12 protein-coding genes and 3 tRNA genes are annotated in these 15,516 nt (G+C 52.3%); 11 read left to right on the plus strand and 4 right to left on the minus strand.

Going from position 1 to position 15,516, the window contains the following annotated elements; genetic code table 11:
• Window positions 1-7: 7 nt before the first annotated feature.
• Together EFB02_RS08080 and EFB02_RS08085 are read right to left on the minus strand one after the other, a co-directional pair.
• Window positions 8-898 (minus strand): DMT family transporter, encoded by an 891-nt coding sequence (locus EFB02_RS08080; RefSeq protein WP_122821082.1) that lies wholly within the window; start codon window positions 896-898, stop codon window positions 8-10.
• 426 nt (window positions 899-1,324) lie between these two features.
• Window positions 1,325-4,006: a DEAD/DEAH box helicase gene (locus tag EFB02_RS08085; protein WP_160115403.1), complete on the minus strand. Its 2,682-nt coding sequence runs from the start codon at window positions 4,004-4,006 to the stop codon at window positions 1,325-1,327.
• Between EFB02_RS08085 and EFB02_RS08090 the strand changes: the two genes are divergently transcribed.
• The 5 genes from EFB02_RS08090 (at window position 3,951) to EFB02_RS08110 (ending at window position 8,135) form a co-directional block, all read left to right on the plus strand.
• Entirely contained in the window at window positions 3,951-4,832 is an 882-nt protein-coding gene (locus EFB02_RS08090) for a fumarylacetoacetate hydrolase family protein (protein WP_160115404.1), read from the plus strand. The genes EFB02_RS08085 and EFB02_RS08090 overlap by 56 nt on opposite strands.
• A gap of 80 nt (window positions 4,833-4,912) precedes the next feature.
• The gene (gltX, locus tag EFB02_RS08095; RefSeq protein WP_122821085.1) at window positions 4,913-6,445 is read left to right on the plus strand and encodes a glutamate--tRNA ligase; all 1,533 of its coding nucleotides are present in this window, start codon (window positions 4,913-4,915) and stop codon (window positions 6,443-6,445) included.
• 101 nt (window positions 6,446-6,546) lie between these two features.
• Window positions 6,547-6,618, plus strand: a tRNA-Gln gene (locus EFB02_RS08100).
• A gap of 32 nt (window positions 6,619-6,650) precedes the next feature.
• Window positions 6,651-6,726 (plus strand) — tRNA-Glu (locus EFB02_RS08105).
• A 71-nt stretch (window positions 6,727-6,797) separates the two neighbouring features.
• Window positions 6,798-8,135, plus strand: coding sequence for a histidine--tRNA ligase (locus EFB02_RS08110; RefSeq protein WP_160115405.1), 1,338 nt, complete (start codon window positions 6,798-6,800; stop codon window positions 8,133-8,135).
• A gap of 125 nt (window positions 8,136-8,260) precedes the next feature.
• On the opposite strand, the gene nhaA is transcribed toward EFB02_RS08110, so the two are convergent.
• Complete coding sequence (nhaA, locus tag EFB02_RS08115; protein WP_122821087.1) at window positions 8,261-9,634, minus strand: Na+/H+ antiporter NhaA; 1,374 nt, start codon at window positions 9,632-9,634, stop codon at window positions 8,261-8,263.
• Window positions 9,635-9,784: 150 nt separating this feature from the next.
• Here nhaA and EFB02_RS08120 point away from each other — a divergent pair.
• The 4 genes from EFB02_RS08120 (at window position 9,785) to EFB02_RS08135 (ending at window position 13,202) form a co-directional block, all read left to right on the plus strand.
• Window positions 9,785-9,858 (plus strand) — tRNA-Leu (locus tag EFB02_RS08120).
• A gap of 96 nt (window positions 9,859-9,954) precedes the next feature.
• Window positions 9,955-10,911, plus strand: a complete 957-nt coding sequence (locus tag EFB02_RS08125) for a Bax inhibitor-1/YccA family protein (protein ID WP_122821088.1) — start codon at window positions 9,955-9,957, stop codon at window positions 10,909-10,911.
• 87 nt (window positions 10,912-10,998) lie between these two features.
• Window positions 10,999-11,496, plus strand: a complete 498-nt coding sequence (locus EFB02_RS08130) for a hypothetical protein (protein WP_122821089.1) — start codon at window positions 10,999-11,001, stop codon at window positions 11,494-11,496.
• 107 nt (window positions 11,497-11,603) lie between these two features.
• Window positions 11,604-13,202 (plus strand): AI-2E family transporter, encoded by a 1,599-nt coding sequence (locus EFB02_RS08135; protein WP_122821090.1) that lies wholly within the window; start codon window positions 11,604-11,606, stop codon window positions 13,200-13,202.
• A 3-nt stretch (window positions 13,203-13,205) separates the two neighbouring features.
• Here EFB02_RS08135 and EFB02_RS08140 read toward each other — a convergent pair whose 3' ends face one another.
• On the minus strand, window positions 13,206-13,970 hold the full coding sequence (locus EFB02_RS08140; RefSeq protein ID WP_122821091.1) for an isoprenyl transferase: 765 nt from the start codon (window positions 13,968-13,970) through the stop codon (window positions 13,206-13,208).
• 149 nt (window positions 13,971-14,119) lie between these two features.
• On the opposite strand from EFB02_RS08140, the gene trhA reads away from it, so the two are divergent.
• Window positions 14,120-14,812 (plus strand): PAQR family membrane homeostasis protein TrhA, encoded by a 693-nt coding sequence (gene trhA / locus EFB02_RS08145; protein WP_122821092.1) that lies wholly within the window; start codon window positions 14,120-14,122, stop codon window positions 14,810-14,812.
• 136 nt (window positions 14,813-14,948) lie between these two features.
• Window positions 14,949-15,425, plus strand: coding sequence for a transcription elongation factor GreA (gene greA / locus EFB02_RS08150; RefSeq protein ID WP_122821093.1), 477 nt, complete (start codon window positions 14,949-14,951; stop codon window positions 15,423-15,425).
• Window positions 15,426-15,516: the final 91 nt, after the last annotated feature.

The raw sequence follows: 15,516 nt of genomic DNA on the forward strand, positions 1-15,516 counted from the left end.
AGTACCGTTAATCCGCTGAACGGTTTATGGCTTTCGGGGTGAGGATGCGCAGCCAGCTGGGAAGAGTAATCGCGATTAGGATTAGCGCAACCGCAAGCACCCCTAGCCAGCCGAACTGTTCGTGTTGTACGAGGGCTCCTAATATTGCGGCTACCGCCGGGTTTAATGCTGATAGTAGTCCGGTAATCTCTGCCGATACTCGTGCCTGAGCAACTGGTTGAAAAGTAAAACCAAAAACCGTGCACACCACTACTAACACTGCTAGCATGCCCCATTGTGCCGAAGAAGAAGGTAAATGCGGGGATTCTAAAAATAAACTTGCGATGCTAGCTAGCAGTGCTAGCGTACCCAGCTGAATAATGCCGACCGCGAATCCTTCTGCGGGGCTGTGGGTTAATCGATCAGTCACGATGATGGTTACTGCGTAACAGATGGCTGACAGGAGAGCGATCAACAGCCCGGCAGAGAGATTTCCTCCGGGCAGCGTCAGCATCCCCACGCCGGTAACCGCCAGGAAAGCCGATAGCAGCATTACGAGATTCGGGCGTCCCCTGGATAAAGCGGCAGTTGCAAGCGGCACCATCACAATGCTGGTATGTTCGGTGAGCGCTACCGAACCGGTATCTGCCATGGTTAAAGCGGTAAGCTCTAACGACATCACCAGGAAATACAAGAATCCAATTAGGGATCCTGCTAGCCATACTTTTCGGCTCGTGCGATAGAGGTGGCGAGCAAACAACGCAGCCAGTACCAGGAAAGCAATCCCAAAACGCAGCGCCAAAACGTTAAAAGTGCTCATGGTTTCTAATAGCAATTTACTGAATATAAACGAAGTGCCACGAGCCATCATCACCAGAGCTAACAGTATTTCCAGTCCGCGCCTATTCGTTTTCTTCATCTTTCCCACCCTATCAACGAAGCAATTGGCGCAGACTTAAAGGTTCTACTTTTGAAATAACCACTGTTCCTAGGGGAGTGTGAGTTTCAAAAGGCGGTACCGTATTGAAGTTTGGTGAGGGCACTGGATTACCCGCTGGCAAATGTCTCGCAGCTGCTTGGGTTACGGCTCATCGCTGGCAACCCCAAACGGCATTTGCGCGTCTAACATCCAGCTTTCGGGCAGGTCGAACATTTGCTGCACCGTGTGGTTAATTGCTGGATTATAGTGCTGCAGGGAAGCGCCGATTCTGCAAAAGTTCCAAGGTCTTCATAGTTATTCCTTTCCTCTGTCGCCTCTTTATTTTCTAGGAAAAGCCTTCTTTTTCGCTCTAGGGAACGCGAAAAAATCAGCTACCGGCGCATATAAGTGCCCCCGCTATGATGTCTAGTTCTTATCGTTATTTTCCATTAACAGGGAACTAGCAAGTTCAGTTAGGGAGCCAGAAGATTTAACGATTGAAGTAAAGAGGTCGCGCTTGCGCGCTTGCAGTTGGGAGACTTTTTCTTCGATGGTTCCTTTAGCCACTAGGCGGTAGACATTGACTGGACGTTCTTGCCCAATACGGTGAGCGCGATCGATTGCCTGCTCTTCGACTGCCGGGTTCCACCACGGATCCATCACAAAGACATAGTCGGCGGCAGTCAAAGTAAGCCCCGTGCCCCCTGCCCGCAGCGAAATCAAGAAAGCTTGCGCGTCTCCCTCAGAAAACTCCTTCACAACCTGGTCGCGCTGCCGAGTAGACCCATCCAGATAGGCGGTTTTTATTCCCGCTTGCTCCAAAGCCTCTTTAATTAACTTTAAATAGGAGGTGAACTGGGAAAATACTAATGCTTTATGGCCGGGTATTGCCTGCAACTGTTCCACCAGGGCGTTAGTTTTCGCGCTGGTTATTCCTGCACGTCCTCCCACCAGACGTAGATCTAAGCTGGCTCGCCGTAGCGCTGTCAGTGCCGCCAAAATCGACATCCGATCCCCAGATTGCAACAACCCGCTAACCTGGTGGCGCGCCTGGGTTTCTAGTTCTCGATAGGCGGCGCTATGTCCCGGCTCTAAATCAACCCGCAAAACCTGTTCAATCTTCGGGGGTAAATCTGGTGCCACCTCAGCTTTAGTGCGTCGCAACATGTAGGGAGCAACCAGTGAACGCACCTGGCTAAGCCCGCGCAGCTGCAGAGCAGCAAACTGTTCCCGCGAAAGCAACGTGCCTGGTTGCGCCAAAGATAAAATCGCATGTAAATCGGCTAAAGAATTCTCTAGGGGAGTGCCAGTAGCACAAATCGTCCACTCGCGGCGCAAATCTGCCAGGACGCGCCACGCTTGGGTACGCGGATTCTTTACCAGCTGCGCCTCGTCACAAATCACCCCTTGCCACTGAAACTGCAAAAATGCCTCTGCATGACGACGCAGCAACCCGTAGGAGGTAATCACTAAATCTGCCCCGCTAAAGCCTTCCTCAATCTCGGTGCCGCTACGCAGTGCCCGCACCTCTATCTCGGGATAAAAACGCTGTGCTTGGGACTCCCAAACATTAATTACCGACGTAGGAGCTACTACCAACACCGGGTTCGAGGTGGGTAAGGATTTAATCGCTGCTAAAATCTGCAGGGTTTTTCCTAATCCCATTTCATCAGCAAGTACCGCACCCGGTCCAATGGATAGTTGCGCCAGCAGCCAAGACACACCCGTGTGTTGATATTCACGCAGTTTAGCGGTATGCGGTGGAGCTATCGGCGGTAACTTCAGTTTGCGTGCCTTCCACGCTTCTATGCCGCGCACCTGCGCCTGCGTACCTTCCAGGATCTGGGCGAGATCAATAATCGCCGGGTGGATACCACGCCGATTAAGGCTAGCTCGCTCACAAAGCAGCGTCAGGTGATCCAGATCAGCTTCACTGAGATACGTATCGGCATCGATAAGCCCGCCCTGCTTGCGAATCTGGGCAAGTTCGGAGGACGTAAAGTCACGTTCACCTAAACGTAAAACTACTTTCGGGGTGAACCAACCGTAAGTGTTGGGGGATAAATCCACGATGATTTTCCCGCCCCTTTCTAAAAATGAACGGGGAATACCTTGGCGGCTAACCTCTAAAATGTGACCGTCAAAAACGGTTTCCAACTCATCCAATAGCTGGTTAATGCGGTGAGCCGGGCAAGAAAGAAAACTATCAAAAGTAAAAACTCCTTCTTGGCGGCGCAACCATTTAGTTACCTGGGTTTTCAGCTCTGCAATTTGGTCAGGCAGAGCACTGGTTTCAATCTTTTGTCCCGCAAGCTCACGCATTCCGCGCAAATGAATGCGGTAAAGATCCTCTGCCCGGGAAGTTCCCACTTCTAGCAGGTAGCGATAATTGGGGAACTCGAAACTGTCATCCAAAGAATAAACCGGGAAACTTTCGGTTAGGCGCGGAAAATCTTGTAACAAAAAATCCGCTAAATCCGCTGGCGGTACGCGCACCGGTTTTGCCCCCAACACCCGGTTGAGCGCTCCGAAGCGATCATCCCACAGGGCAAAACACCCCAGTTCCGCGCTGGCTACCAGTTCAAGACCGGCCGCTACGCAGGTAGCGGCCACTGTGCGCCCAGCCGGATCGTTGCCGGCAGAAAAATCAATCCCAAAACGCAGCGCCACGTCCCCCGGGGCGGAGATGTCTAGGAAAGGACACGCCAGAATCGGGGAAAACCGCAAAGGAGTGAGGGGCTCAGTGCCGAGCGCAAAAGAAAATCCTGCGCGCGCTAAAGTGCGAATAGCAGAGGATACCTGCGCGGCATCCTCCGAGGACAACCGCAGAGGAGCCTGTTCTAATAGCCCGGCCACCTGCCGTAGGCAGCTCAGCTGTGCCCTATCTAAACCGGCCGAAACCGACTCCCATTTAGTTTGGCAAAGGTCACGCCAACTGGCGCGATTGCGAGTCCAAGTTCCAGAAACCTCTCGGCGTAAAGGATGGAAACTGCCATCCATCTCGATACAAATCCCTAGGTCAGCTCCAGGAGCTATCTGGGGATGCGGGGAGGTGAACATCGCGCCTGCAAGGCGGCGCCACACCGGTTCCTGGGTATTGTTACTCACGCGTTCCTCCTTGGCTCATCCTTTCTACTTTAGCAAGGACGCTATGCTTGGCTCTATGAAGATTGTGCGATTTCGGATAGATGCCAACCCTATTTATGGAGCTTTAGAGGATGACAGTGAGCGGATAGTCGCCCTCAAAGGTGATCCCTTATTCCAAAAGGTGGAACCTTCTGGACAGCTCTATAACTTAGAAGAGGCGCGGTTACTGTCTCCGGTTATTCCCCGCTCAAAAGCAGTCAGCTGCTGCGCAAATCTGGCTGGATCAGCAGGAGGAGTAGGGCAGTGGCCCCAGGTGGCGATTAAACCCAATACTTCGGTGATTGGACCAGATGATCCTGTCGCTATTCCTGCTTGGGGAGGTAGCACGGCACGCGCCTTTGTGGGGCTAGCAGCAGTCGCTAAAACTATTTGTAAAAATGTCACCCCCGAGCAAGTGGGATCGCTAATCGCCGGCTGGACTATCGGGATAGACTTTGCGAGCGAAGGGGAAGACATCAGTTTTTCTCAAGGTAGGGCTTGGGATACTTCTGCCGTGATAGGTCCGTGGATTGTGGTTGACCCTGGTTTTAATCCCGATGATGTCACCATTAGTGCTAACGTTTCCGAGCAAGAGGTAGCCAGGGCTAACAGCGGCGAGTTTCCTGTAAAAGCCGCAGAGGTATTCGCTAAAGTGAGCGCCATGATGACCCTGCTACCCGGGGACGTGGTAATCGTAGGCGGAATCGAATTACCGCAATCACTGCGTGCCGGACAGCACCTAGAAACTACTATCACCGGGGTGGGGCAGATGGAAAATATGGTGGTTAGCGCAGGAGGTGGCGAATAACGAACCCAGGTTCGAGAATCCGGGCGGACGCGAAGTAGAATCAAGGGGAACTAACGATTTTACGCAAGGAGATTTTAGGTATGAATCCGGATGCTACTTCCCCTATTCGGGTGCGGTTTTGCCCTTCACCCACTGGTACCCCGCATGTGGGAATGGTGCGTACCTGCCTATTTAACTGGGCATATGCGCGCCATACTGGGGGAACTTTCGTTTTCCGGATCGAGGACACCGACGCGAAACGTGACTCGGAAGAATCCTTCCAGCAAATTCTAGAGTCTTTACGTTGGCTGGGTCTAGATTGGGACGAAGGCGTCGGCAAAGGCGGTCCCTACGGTCCCTACCGGCAAAGCGAACGTATGGATATCTATAAAGAGGTAGCAGATAAGCTGCTTGCCGGGGGGTATGCCTACGAATCCTATTCCACTCCCGAGGAAATCGAGGCGCGTCATAAAGCTGCTGGACGTAACCCGCATCTGGGCTACGACGGCTATGACCGCAATCTTACGGAAGAACAAATCGCCGCTTTCCGCGCGGAGGGGCGCCAACCGGTTCTACGGATGCGGATGCCCGATGAAGACATTACTTTCCATGACCTGGTGCGTGGAGACATTACTTTCCAAGCCGGTTCTGTTCCGGACTATGTGATTGTGCGCGGCGGTGGCGATCCCCTCTACACCCTGGTAAACCCGGTAGATGACGCCCTGATGCATATTACCCATGTGCTGCGCGGCGAAGACCTACTTGCATCCACCCCTCGCCAAATTGTGCTCTACCGTGCCCTTATCGAGTTGGGGATCGCAGATCAGATCCCTCAGTTCGCGCACTTGCCCTATGTAATGGGGGAGGGCAACAAGAAACTGTCTAAGCGGGATCCCGAATCAAATCTGCTTTTACACCGGGAAAACGGAATGATCCCCGAAGGATTAGTGAACTATTTAGCCCTCCTAGGGTGGTCTTTATCTGCAGATCGGGATGTGTTTAGTAAAGAAGAAATGATCGCAGCCTTCGATATCGAGGACGTCAACCCCAATCCGGCGCGTTTTGACTCTAAGAAGGCTCTGGCGATTAACGCTGACCATATTCGGTTGCTGCAAACCGGTGATTTCACTGAGCGGATTGTTCCGTACCTGCACGCCGGAGGATACGTGAGCGCGGACAAGCTAGGTGATTTAACCGATAAAGAAAAACAACTTTTGGAAGCTGCCGCTCCGCTCGCTCAAAGCCGATTGCAGGTACTTTCCCAAGCCAAGAGCCTGCTAGGGTTCCTGTTTATCGCTGATGACGAGGTCGAATATCAAGAAAAACCGCTCCGTAAACTTAAAGATAATGCCCCTCAGGTACTAGCCGCCGCGGCTAAGGTAGTAGCAGACCTACCGGCAGGCAAAGTTGGCGAGGTTGGCACTATTGGGGATCCACAGGCAGTTAAAGCCGCTATGAGCCAGGTAATGGTCGAAGAGATGGGGTTGAAGCCACGCGTTGCTTTCCAGCCGCTATTTATGGCGATTACTGGTTCTAACGTATCGATCCCGGTGTTTGATTCCATTGGAATTTTGGGTAAGGACTCCACCATTAAGCGTCTACGTAAACTAGAAAACCGTCTAGAACAGGCGTAACGTCAGGTGATTAGTCACACAAGGAAATTATTTGAAGCTGCCTAAGTGCCTGCGTTAGAGTAGATGACTGCAGCCCGGCGCAAGCCAAGGTTTGCAGCCCATGGGGTATGGTGTAATCGGTAACACAGCTGATTCTGGTTCAGCCATTCTAGGTTCAAGTCCTGGTACCCCAGCGAAAATGGGAACCTGTTGGTTCTTATTTCAGGCCCCCATAGTCTAGAGGCCTAGGACACCGCCCTCTCACGGCGTAGACACGGGTTCGAATCCCGTTGGGGGTACCACTGGTACTTTTCCTTACTAATCTGAAATCTTAACTATAACTGGTGCATGCAAGATTTTATTTAGTCCCAAGGTGAAAACTTTCGTCAATGCTAAAGTGATAGCCATGTCTGGAAAAATTGTTGCGACTCGTGGAATGCGAGACTTTTTACCCACCGAAAAAACTTGGCGCGAACGCGTCCTTAGCGTCTTGCGTGAAACCTATACCTCTCTGGGGTTCATGGAAATAGAAACCCCGGCCCTGGAACCAATCGAGCGGCTCCAGTCAGGGCAAGGTGGGGAAAACGAGAAAATGATTTTCCAGGTGATGCGGCGAGGTATGGATCCACAAGCAGGCGTTTTGCCCGCTGAAGCAGTGGATTTGGGGCTGCGCTACGACTTAACTCTTCCCTTAACCCGCTACTTTGCCAGCCACCAGGCAGAGCTGCCCAACGTGTTCCGCGCTTTCCAGACTGGGCCAGTGTGGCGCGCGGAGCGCCCACAGAAGGGGCGTTTCCGCCAGTTCAACCAGGTGGATATTGATATTTTGGGAGAGGCTTCTTTTAGCGCGGAAGTCGAAATTATCGTGACGATGTGGAACGCGATTGGCAAACTGGGACTAGATAAAGATTCCACGATTTTGCTTAATGATCGCCGGTTCCTGCGGGAGTTAATGAAAGCGGCCGGGGTAGCGGAAGAAAAGCACGATAGCGCCTTTATCACCCTAGATAAGCTGGAAAAAATCGGGGAAGAAGGAGTTATCAAAGAGCTAGTCGGGCAAGAAATTGCCAGCGACTCCCAAGCCAAATCCCTAGTAGAGGCAGTAGGTAGTATCGCCGAGCTGGAACTGGGCAGTGACGTGGAAACTGTGAATGTTCCCGCGCTAGGCGCCGAATTGCCGCTCTTTGAGCTGGGGGCAATTGCCTCTCAGGTAAGGGAAATCGCTCCGGATATAAAGATTTCGTTCACCCCTACTTTGGTGCGTGGCATGGGGTATTACACTGGCCCGATTTTCGAGGTATCCCATACGGCCTCTGGCTCCTCGATTTGTGGAGGCGGACGCTATGACGGGGTGGTAGGGCGCTGGCTCGGACGTGATGTTCCCGCAGTCGGTTTCAGTTTCGGTTTTGAACGGATCGTGGATCTAGTATCCCTTCCCCAGGAAGGGCAGCAGCTAAAGGTAGCGCTAGCCTATCAAAAGCCGCGTGAAGCCCTAGCAGCGTTGCATCTACGCGAAGGGCTGCTGGCAGCCGGTGCCTCCAACGCTGGCCTGTTGAAGGCACCGCGCAAAATGTCAGCAGGATTCTTCGAGCAGGCAGCCTCCCTGGGATATAACCGGGTGCTCTTGCCTAGCCGTTACCTAGAGGCTGCTGAACAGGATGCCCCGGACTTTGCAGCTTTGCTGCAGCAGGCACGCGTCCTCGAAAATTAAAAACCTGGGCGTGAAGGCGCCTGGGAGCTACGTGAGCGGGCATCTAGATAATCTAGCTAACTTAGTGGGGGCAACGTCCTCCTTTAGCTAGCGACTAAGGTAGAACCGCCAGGTAGCGTTATATCTTAGTTCGACATCTTGCCCTGAGCTTTTAAATGCCGTACCCGGATTTGCAGGGAGATCGCAGCGAGAATCACTGAAGCGAAGGTTCCCATTAACACTCCCAGGGAGCCGGCTTGGGTAAGCTCGGCATCCCCTCTGAAGGCCAGGTGGGAAATCAGCAACGCTACTGTGAAACCGATTCCGGCAGTTATCGAAACCGGGAGCACATCCCGCAAACCCACGCCTTTCCCTAAGGTGAGGGGAGTCAGTTTCGTAAAAATAGTCACAGAACCGAAGATTCCTAGCACTTTTCCAATCGGCATTGCCAGCATCACTGAGAGCGCAATCGGGTGGGTGATCACGTGGAAGGGGCCGCCTGCCACATCCACCACATTTACCCCGGCAGCGAAGAAAGCGAAGATCGGCACTGCCAGTCCCGCGCTAAAGGGATTGACTGCTTCCGTGAGACGTTCGGTTTCCGGCGTGGTCTCGCCGGCGCGCTGTTTAGCGGGAACTGTCATCCCCAACAGCACCCCGGAGATAGTGGCATGCACCCCGGAATCAAACATGAAGTACCAGGTAACAATGCCGAGGGGGATTAAGATCCACCAGCGTCCCCACCGTTTTTGCGCGAGGAAACCGAAAAGTGCGGCGCACACAAATGCCGCCAGCAGGGAAATAAATTTCATTCCGGTGGCGTAGAATATGGCGATTACTAGAATTCCGCCGAGGTCATCCGCAACTGCCAGGGTTAGCAGGAAGGTGCGGGCGGCTAGGGGAAGTCCGCGTCCGAAAATCTGCAAAATAGCCACTGCAAATGCTATATCGGTTGCGGTGGGGATTGCCCAGCCGTGCCAGGCGTTATCTCCCGAAATTGCGGTGCCTAGGAGAAAAACACAGGCAGGCCCAATCATGCCAAAGACGGCTGCAATAATCGGCATGGCTGCCACTTTAATGTTGTGGAGGGATCCCACCGCGAACTCTTGTTTTAGTTCCAGACCGACGGTGAAGAAGAACAGGGTGAGAATCCCATCTTGCGCCCACTCGTGTACTGCTAGACGTAATCCCAGGGATTCTGGCCCGAACTCTAAGTTAGAAAGCGTCATATAGCCTTCTCGAATTGGGGAGGGAGCATTGGCTAAAAGCAGAGCAAAGAGGGCAGCCAAGACCAAAATCATCCCGGCTACAATGTCGTTAGCTAATACTCGTTTTATGGAGGTAATCACCCCATGAGGAGATTCTTCGCTGTAATCCTTGGGGGAAGGAGCCGCTAAATCCTGGTAGTCGGGGGGACTGACCAGTTCTTCCACCTCTTTCTCGAGGGGGAAATAATGGATATTTCGCTTGGCGTCCTTTTCTGCGGATTCTTTGTTGTCATCTCCATGTTTTTCACGCATGAAACCATGCTAGCGTTTATTCGTTTCGACAATCTTGGATGCCTAAGGTTTAATATGGAGTGGCGCTTTACAAAAGGTGTTCACTTTTGGTAAAACAAACTTGGCTGTTGCGCGTTGCGCACACCGGGGAAAGTAAAACTTCCTGTTAAAGCCCCCGTAGCCCAATCGGTAGAGGCAGCTGACTTAAAATCAGTCCAGTGTCGGTTCGAGTCCGACCGGGGGTACCGTCCATGATTTTTGCGGCACTCATCCAGAAAATTTTAAGAAACTTTAGCTATTAATTTATTTAGTGGCGCTGCTTCCAGCTCTGGCATTTGCCGGTGGCTGACTATACAGTTACTAAACGGAAGCGGCTGGTAACTGAAGAAAGAGAGATTCAGATGGCTAATCCGGTTATGAATCAAGTGGGCGAGCAGATGCGTCGCACTCCCGCCGGTTATCCCGAAATGCCTGGCTACCAGGTGGGAGGGGATGCACGTTCCGCTTATTCGACCTATCCACAATCCGCTACCCCCGGTGTTGACTCCCAACCTGCTTTTGCGCAAGCCCAGCATATGGGGGCTTCGCAGACTGTTTCTCGTCCTATGACCTTGGATGACGTGCTGGTGCGTACTGGTTTGAGCTTCGGAGTAATGGTACTGGCAGCTGCAGCTTTGTGGTTTTGGGGAGTGAGTGACCTAGCGGCGAATGCGGGAACTATGCTCACTATTTCCTCGGTTTCCGCCCTAGTAGCTTTCGCATTAGTTTTGATACATTCTTTCCGTCGTAAACCTTCGGCGACAATTACCTTGGGTTATTCCTTTTTTGAGGGACTGTTTATCGGTGGTATTTCCGCATTCTTTGAATATACTTACCCCGGGATTGTTATCCAGGCATTGATCGGCACTGCTGCGGTTTTTGCTACCTGTCTGGTGTTGTTTAAGTCGGGGCTGGTGCGGGTGAACTCCAAGTTCATGAAAATCATGCTGTTGGGTGTGGTATCGATCCTTGTATATCGGCTTCTGGCGATGGTTTTAGCGATGGTTACTCCCGCCAGCGCTTTCGGCAATATGGATCAAATCACTCTCTTTGGACTGCCACTGGGGTTGCTGGTGGGCTTATTTGCGGTGATTTTCGGAGCTATGTCGCTGATTTCTGATTTCGATATGGTGCGCGAGGGCGTGCGTTTGGGAGCAGATAAAGACATGGCTTGGAGCTGTGCTCTGGGAATCATGGTTACGGTGGTTTGGCTCTATATCGAAATTTTGCGCATCATTGCGATTCTTCGCGATAACTAACCAGATAACTAGCTAGAAAACTTTGCTTTGGGGCGACTACTATAAGCTGTAGTCGCCCCGAAGTCTTTTTTAGGAAGGAACCTAACTGTGCCGGTGATTGTAAGAACCCCGACTTTGGTTGATGCTGCCGGCGCGGCTATGGCACACCACCGGATATTAATCGAAACTATTGGCAGTCAGGCTCCGGACAGCTTTTGGCAACACCACAGTGAAGAAGCACTCCTTAGTTACTGGCATCAGCAAATTTTGCAGACTAAGGGACGCCGTATAGCTTTTGCTTCCCGGGGGAGGCAAGTCGTGGGTATGGCCTATGTAACTGCTTCTCCCGAAAACGATCATCAGTTAGGACCGGCGCCTCGTGCCCTGGATATTGCGTTCTTTGGGATTATCCGTCAGTTTTATTCCCCGGATCTAGCTCAGAGGCTGTTGGACTACGTACTAGATGCTGATACTCCTGCCCAAGCCTGGGTGTTACGTTCAGACCAGGTTAAACGCCGTTTTTTGCGGGTAAATGGTTTTACTTTGGATGGGCTTAGCCTAATCGACGAAGAGTCTGGGGAGACAATTTCCCGGATGACTCGTTAGTTAGTAGCTTTTGGGAAATGTTATCTCTGGATTAGGCTAAGTAAGATCCGTCACGCTCTTAGCGAGTGATTTACTTGGCAATTGCCGGGCACTGCTAGGGTTGAGTTATGAATTCTCGTCTCGAACGATTTTCACAAGCAGGTCGCCGGTTTCTTAGTGCTCTTTCTAGGGAGCAATCAGGTTCCAGTTCTGTTCCAGCATTGAACGGATCCTATAACCAGGATTTAGTGGATTTGAAACCTAATAGTGAACCGGTTACCGAAAAAGAAGCGGTGCCGCTAACTTTGCGGGTGGCTGCGGATTGGTCTTGGCGCCTGTTAGTGGTGGCCGCCGCTTTCGGTGGGTTCCTGTATGTAGCGGCGAAATTCCAGGTAATTGTGGTTCCGGTAGCGATTGCCGTGCTCCTTTCGGTGCTATTTGAGCCGGTGTTGCGCATTTTCTACGTGAAATTACATTTGCCACGAACTCTGGCGGCTGCGCTTACCTTGATCATTGGGTTGGGGATTGTAACTGCTATGATTTCGGTCTCCAGTACCCAATTGGCTAGCGAACTTCCTAATCTAATTGCCCATACGAAAGAGGGCGTGGATGAGGGTATTCACTGGCTAGCTACCGGTCCGCTAAAGATGGATACCGAGACGGCTACCCGATTGTGGGAGCAAGCCCAGGATCAGATCCAAAGCTATGCCCGCAAGAATGCTTCTTGGCTGGCATCTAATGCTTTAGGGACTATGTCTGCGGTGGCGGGAGCCTTCACCGGGGCGCTGACCGCGCTGTTTTGCCTATTTTTCTTCCTTAAAGATGGGCGTAAAATTTGGCAGTGGTTTTTGCGGTTGACTCCGCGTTCGGCGCGTCATCCCTTAAATGAGGCGGCGATTCGCGGCTGGGTCACCCTCGGTGCCTATACTCGCACCCAGTGCCTGGTAGCGGCGATTGATGCCGTGGGTATTGGGGGCGGTGCCTATGTGATTGGGGTTCCGCTCGCGATTCCCCTAGCTATTTTGGTGTTCTTGGCCTCCTTCGTACCGATTTTGGGAGCGATCCTCTCGGGAATGATGGCGGTAGCGATTGCCCTGGTAGATAAGGGATTCACCACGGCGATTGTAATGCTGGTTATTATTTTGGTGGTTCAGCAGGTGGAATCGAATCTGCTGCAACCGGCATTAATGTCTAATGCGGTTAGTCTGCATCCGGTGGCGGTGCTGCTGGCGGTGGCCGGCGGCGGCGCTTCGATGGGGATCGTGGGTGCGATTTTCGCGGTTCCGATCCTAGCTTTCTTGAACACTACCGTGCTGTACCTACGTGGATATGACAGTTTTATTCGGCTAAATTACCAGAAGGATCGTCCCGGAGGGTCTCCCGGCTCGCTCGATAAGGAACTAGCGGAGGCGGCTCGCCCCAGTGCACAGAACTTGGCGGAGGCGCGTGAGGCCAAGGCTGCTGCGGAAGAGGACGGGGATCGGCATACGGCTAAAGACCATGCGGAACAGGCAGAACAGGTGCAAAGAGAGATTCAAGATACCCTGTCCGAGTTTGCAGCAGCGGATCCGAATCAGATTTTGCCGGGGGATGCCAAAACTGATTTCGAGGTAGGCGCACAGACTAAGATTCAGAAGGTGGCCGAGGCCGAACGTGCCTCCCGGCAAGAGGAACAGGACGCTGACTCGCCAGCCGAAAAATCTAAGCGTGTGGACGAGCAGGAATAGTTCTTATTTGCCCATGCGGCGCTCGCGGAGAGCGAAGTCGCGCAGGGCTCGGTAGAAGTCGATTTTGCGGAAGTCGGGCCAGAAGGCTTCACAGAAGTAGTATTCCGAATGGGTGGACTGCCACATCAAGAATCCAGATAACCGCTGTTCACCCGAGGTGCGAATAACTAGATCTGGGTCAGGCTGGCCGGCCGTATAAACGTGGGAAGTAATTTCGTCTACGGATAGTTCTTGAGCTACGGTTTCTAAGTCCGCGCCCGCCTGGGCTTTTTCTAGTAGTAACTGCCGGACGGCCTCGGTAATTTCTTCGCGTCCACCATAGCCGACTGCGATATTCACGGTTAGGGGAGAGTCTTGGCATGAATCTGCCACTGCCTCGCGTAGGCGGGTTTGTACCGGATCCGGTAATAGGGAAAGATTGCCGAGTAAGCGCAGGTGCCAGCGATCCAAAGAAGCGATTTGCTCTACCACTCCGCAAATAATGTCAAATAGTTTCGTCAGTTCGTCTCCGGAGCGCCGCAGATTATCAGTGGATAGCATCCAGAGAGTTACTACCGGGATTCCGACTTCTTCGCTCCATCCTAAAAATTCGAGGGCTTTATCGGCGCCTACTTTGTGTCCGGTTTCAGATTGCGCCCCTACCTGGTGTGCCCAACGCCGATTCCCATCGAGAATTACCCCTACGTGGCGCGGCAAAGATTCGGTGGGTAGTGCCTTTTCCAGATTGCGGGCGTAGAGGCGATAGACCAGGTCAGTAAGGTGAGTCAAGCTTTCTCCTTTAGGTTTAATAGTTGGATTTTACTCCTCCGGCGAGCTGTTGACAGTATTTATCCCTTACAATTACCGTAGGTTGCAGACAGGCACCCTACCGTAGCTTTTGGAGCTGGGGTGGGTTTTATTCGACCTGAGGAGGACGGATGGCTCCTGATGACGGAAGATATGTGCAGGTGAAAACTCGGGTAAAGGAATCTTTCTATGCTTTACCGAAACCAAAATTGCGCGGTTGGATTCATACAGTTACTGCTCCGCTTTCGCTGGTGGCTTCAATTGTGTTGATTTGTTTAGCAGATACGACCGGTAAACGCTGGGCTTGCACTGTTTATCTGGTGTGTTCGCTCTTGCTTTTCGGGGTGTCCGCGCTTTATCACCGAATTAATTGGGGTAGACGCGCGTTTAAAGTTATGCGTCGTCTTGACCATTGCAATATTTTTCTTTTGATTGCGGGGTCTTATACTCCGATAGCGGTTTCGCTGCTACCTTATCCGCAGGTTAGAAATCTTTTGCTACTGGTATGGCTGGGTGCCTTGGCGGGGATCCTGCTTTCGATATTTTGGCCAGGCGCTCCGCGTTGGCTTTATGTTCCTATCTATATTTTGTTGGGCTGGGTTGCCCTTGGCTATATGGGGTCGCTGCGCCAAGCTGGGGGATTGGCGCTTATCTGGCTGCTGGTAGCGGGGGGACTGAGCTATTCGATAGGGGCAGTGTTTTATGGGCTGCGTTGGCCGGGCAGGAATGCCCGCTACTTTGGCTATCACGAGATTTTCCATGCGGGTACGGTGGCGGGGTGGACCTGTATTTGTATCGCCGCCTATTTCGCGGTGCTGGTTTGACCTGTGCTTTTGTTTGCTAGCAGTTATTAGCTTTTGTAATAGCAACTTTGGCGGCAATTTGTTACACTGATACCTGCTGTTTTACTGACCGCGCTCAGCGTGGTCAGTCTTTTATTTCTGAGCTGAGGAGAAAACGATGGCAGATAAAACCTGGATGACCCAGGAATCCTATGACCGTCTAAAAGAAGAGCTACGCCATCTCCAAGAAGTAGAGCGTCCCGCAATTGCCCGCCGAATTGATGAAGCCCGCCAGGAGGGCGACTTGAAAGAAAATGGCGGTTACCATGCGGCACGGGAACAGCAGTCCTGGAATGAAACCCGGATTTTGCAGTTAAAGGAAATTATTGAGAACGCCGAGGTGGGTGAGTCTCCGGCCGATGATGGCATCGTGGAACCAGGCATGGTAGTGAAGGCTACTCTAGGTCGGCGGGAAGTGAAGTTCCTGATGGGTTCGCGCGAGGCTAGCCCCGATGTGGATATGGATGTCTATTCCCCGGATGCTCCCCTGGGGCAGGCAATTATGGGGCATAAGGTGGGCGATACCGTAGATTATCTGGCTCCTAACGGCAAGAATATTAAGGTAGAGCTGCTGGAAGTTACCCCTTTCGAATAGGGGAAACCCTGGTTAAATAACCCTTTTGAACACCCTGGTTCCGGTGCTATTTTCAGCTTTTTGAGTCCTCTGAGCGCTTGAGGGCACATCC

The organism is Varibaculum vaginae, from assembly GCF_900604285.1.
Taxonomy (GTDB): Bacteria; Actinomycetota; Actinomycetes; order Actinomycetales; family Actinomycetaceae; genus Varibaculum; species Varibaculum vaginae.

Excerpts from the sequence above, each read along its gene's own strand:
- EFB02_RS08080 (WP_122821082.1), bottom strand. The coding sequence starts at position 898 with ATGAAGAAAACGAATAGGCGCGGACTGGAAATACTGTTAGCTCTGGTG.
- gltX (WP_122821085.1), top strand. The coding sequence starts at position 4,913 with ATGAATCCGGATGCTACTTCCCCTATTCGGGTGCGGTTTTGCCCTTCA.
- nhaA (WP_122821087.1), bottom strand. The coding sequence starts at position 9,634 with ATGCGTGAAAAACATGGAGATGACAACAAAGAATCCGCAGAAAAGGAC.
- EFB02_RS08135 (WP_122821090.1), top strand. The coding sequence starts at position 11,604 with ATGAATTCTCGTCTCGAACGATTTTCACAAGCAGGTCGCCGGTTTCTT.
- trhA (WP_122821092.1), top strand. The coding sequence starts at position 14,120 with ATGGCTCCTGATGACGGAAGATATGTGCAGGTGAAAACTCGGGTAAAG.
- greA (WP_122821093.1), top strand. The coding sequence starts at position 14,949 with ATGGCAGATAAAACCTGGATGACCCAGGAATCCTATGACCGTCTAAAA.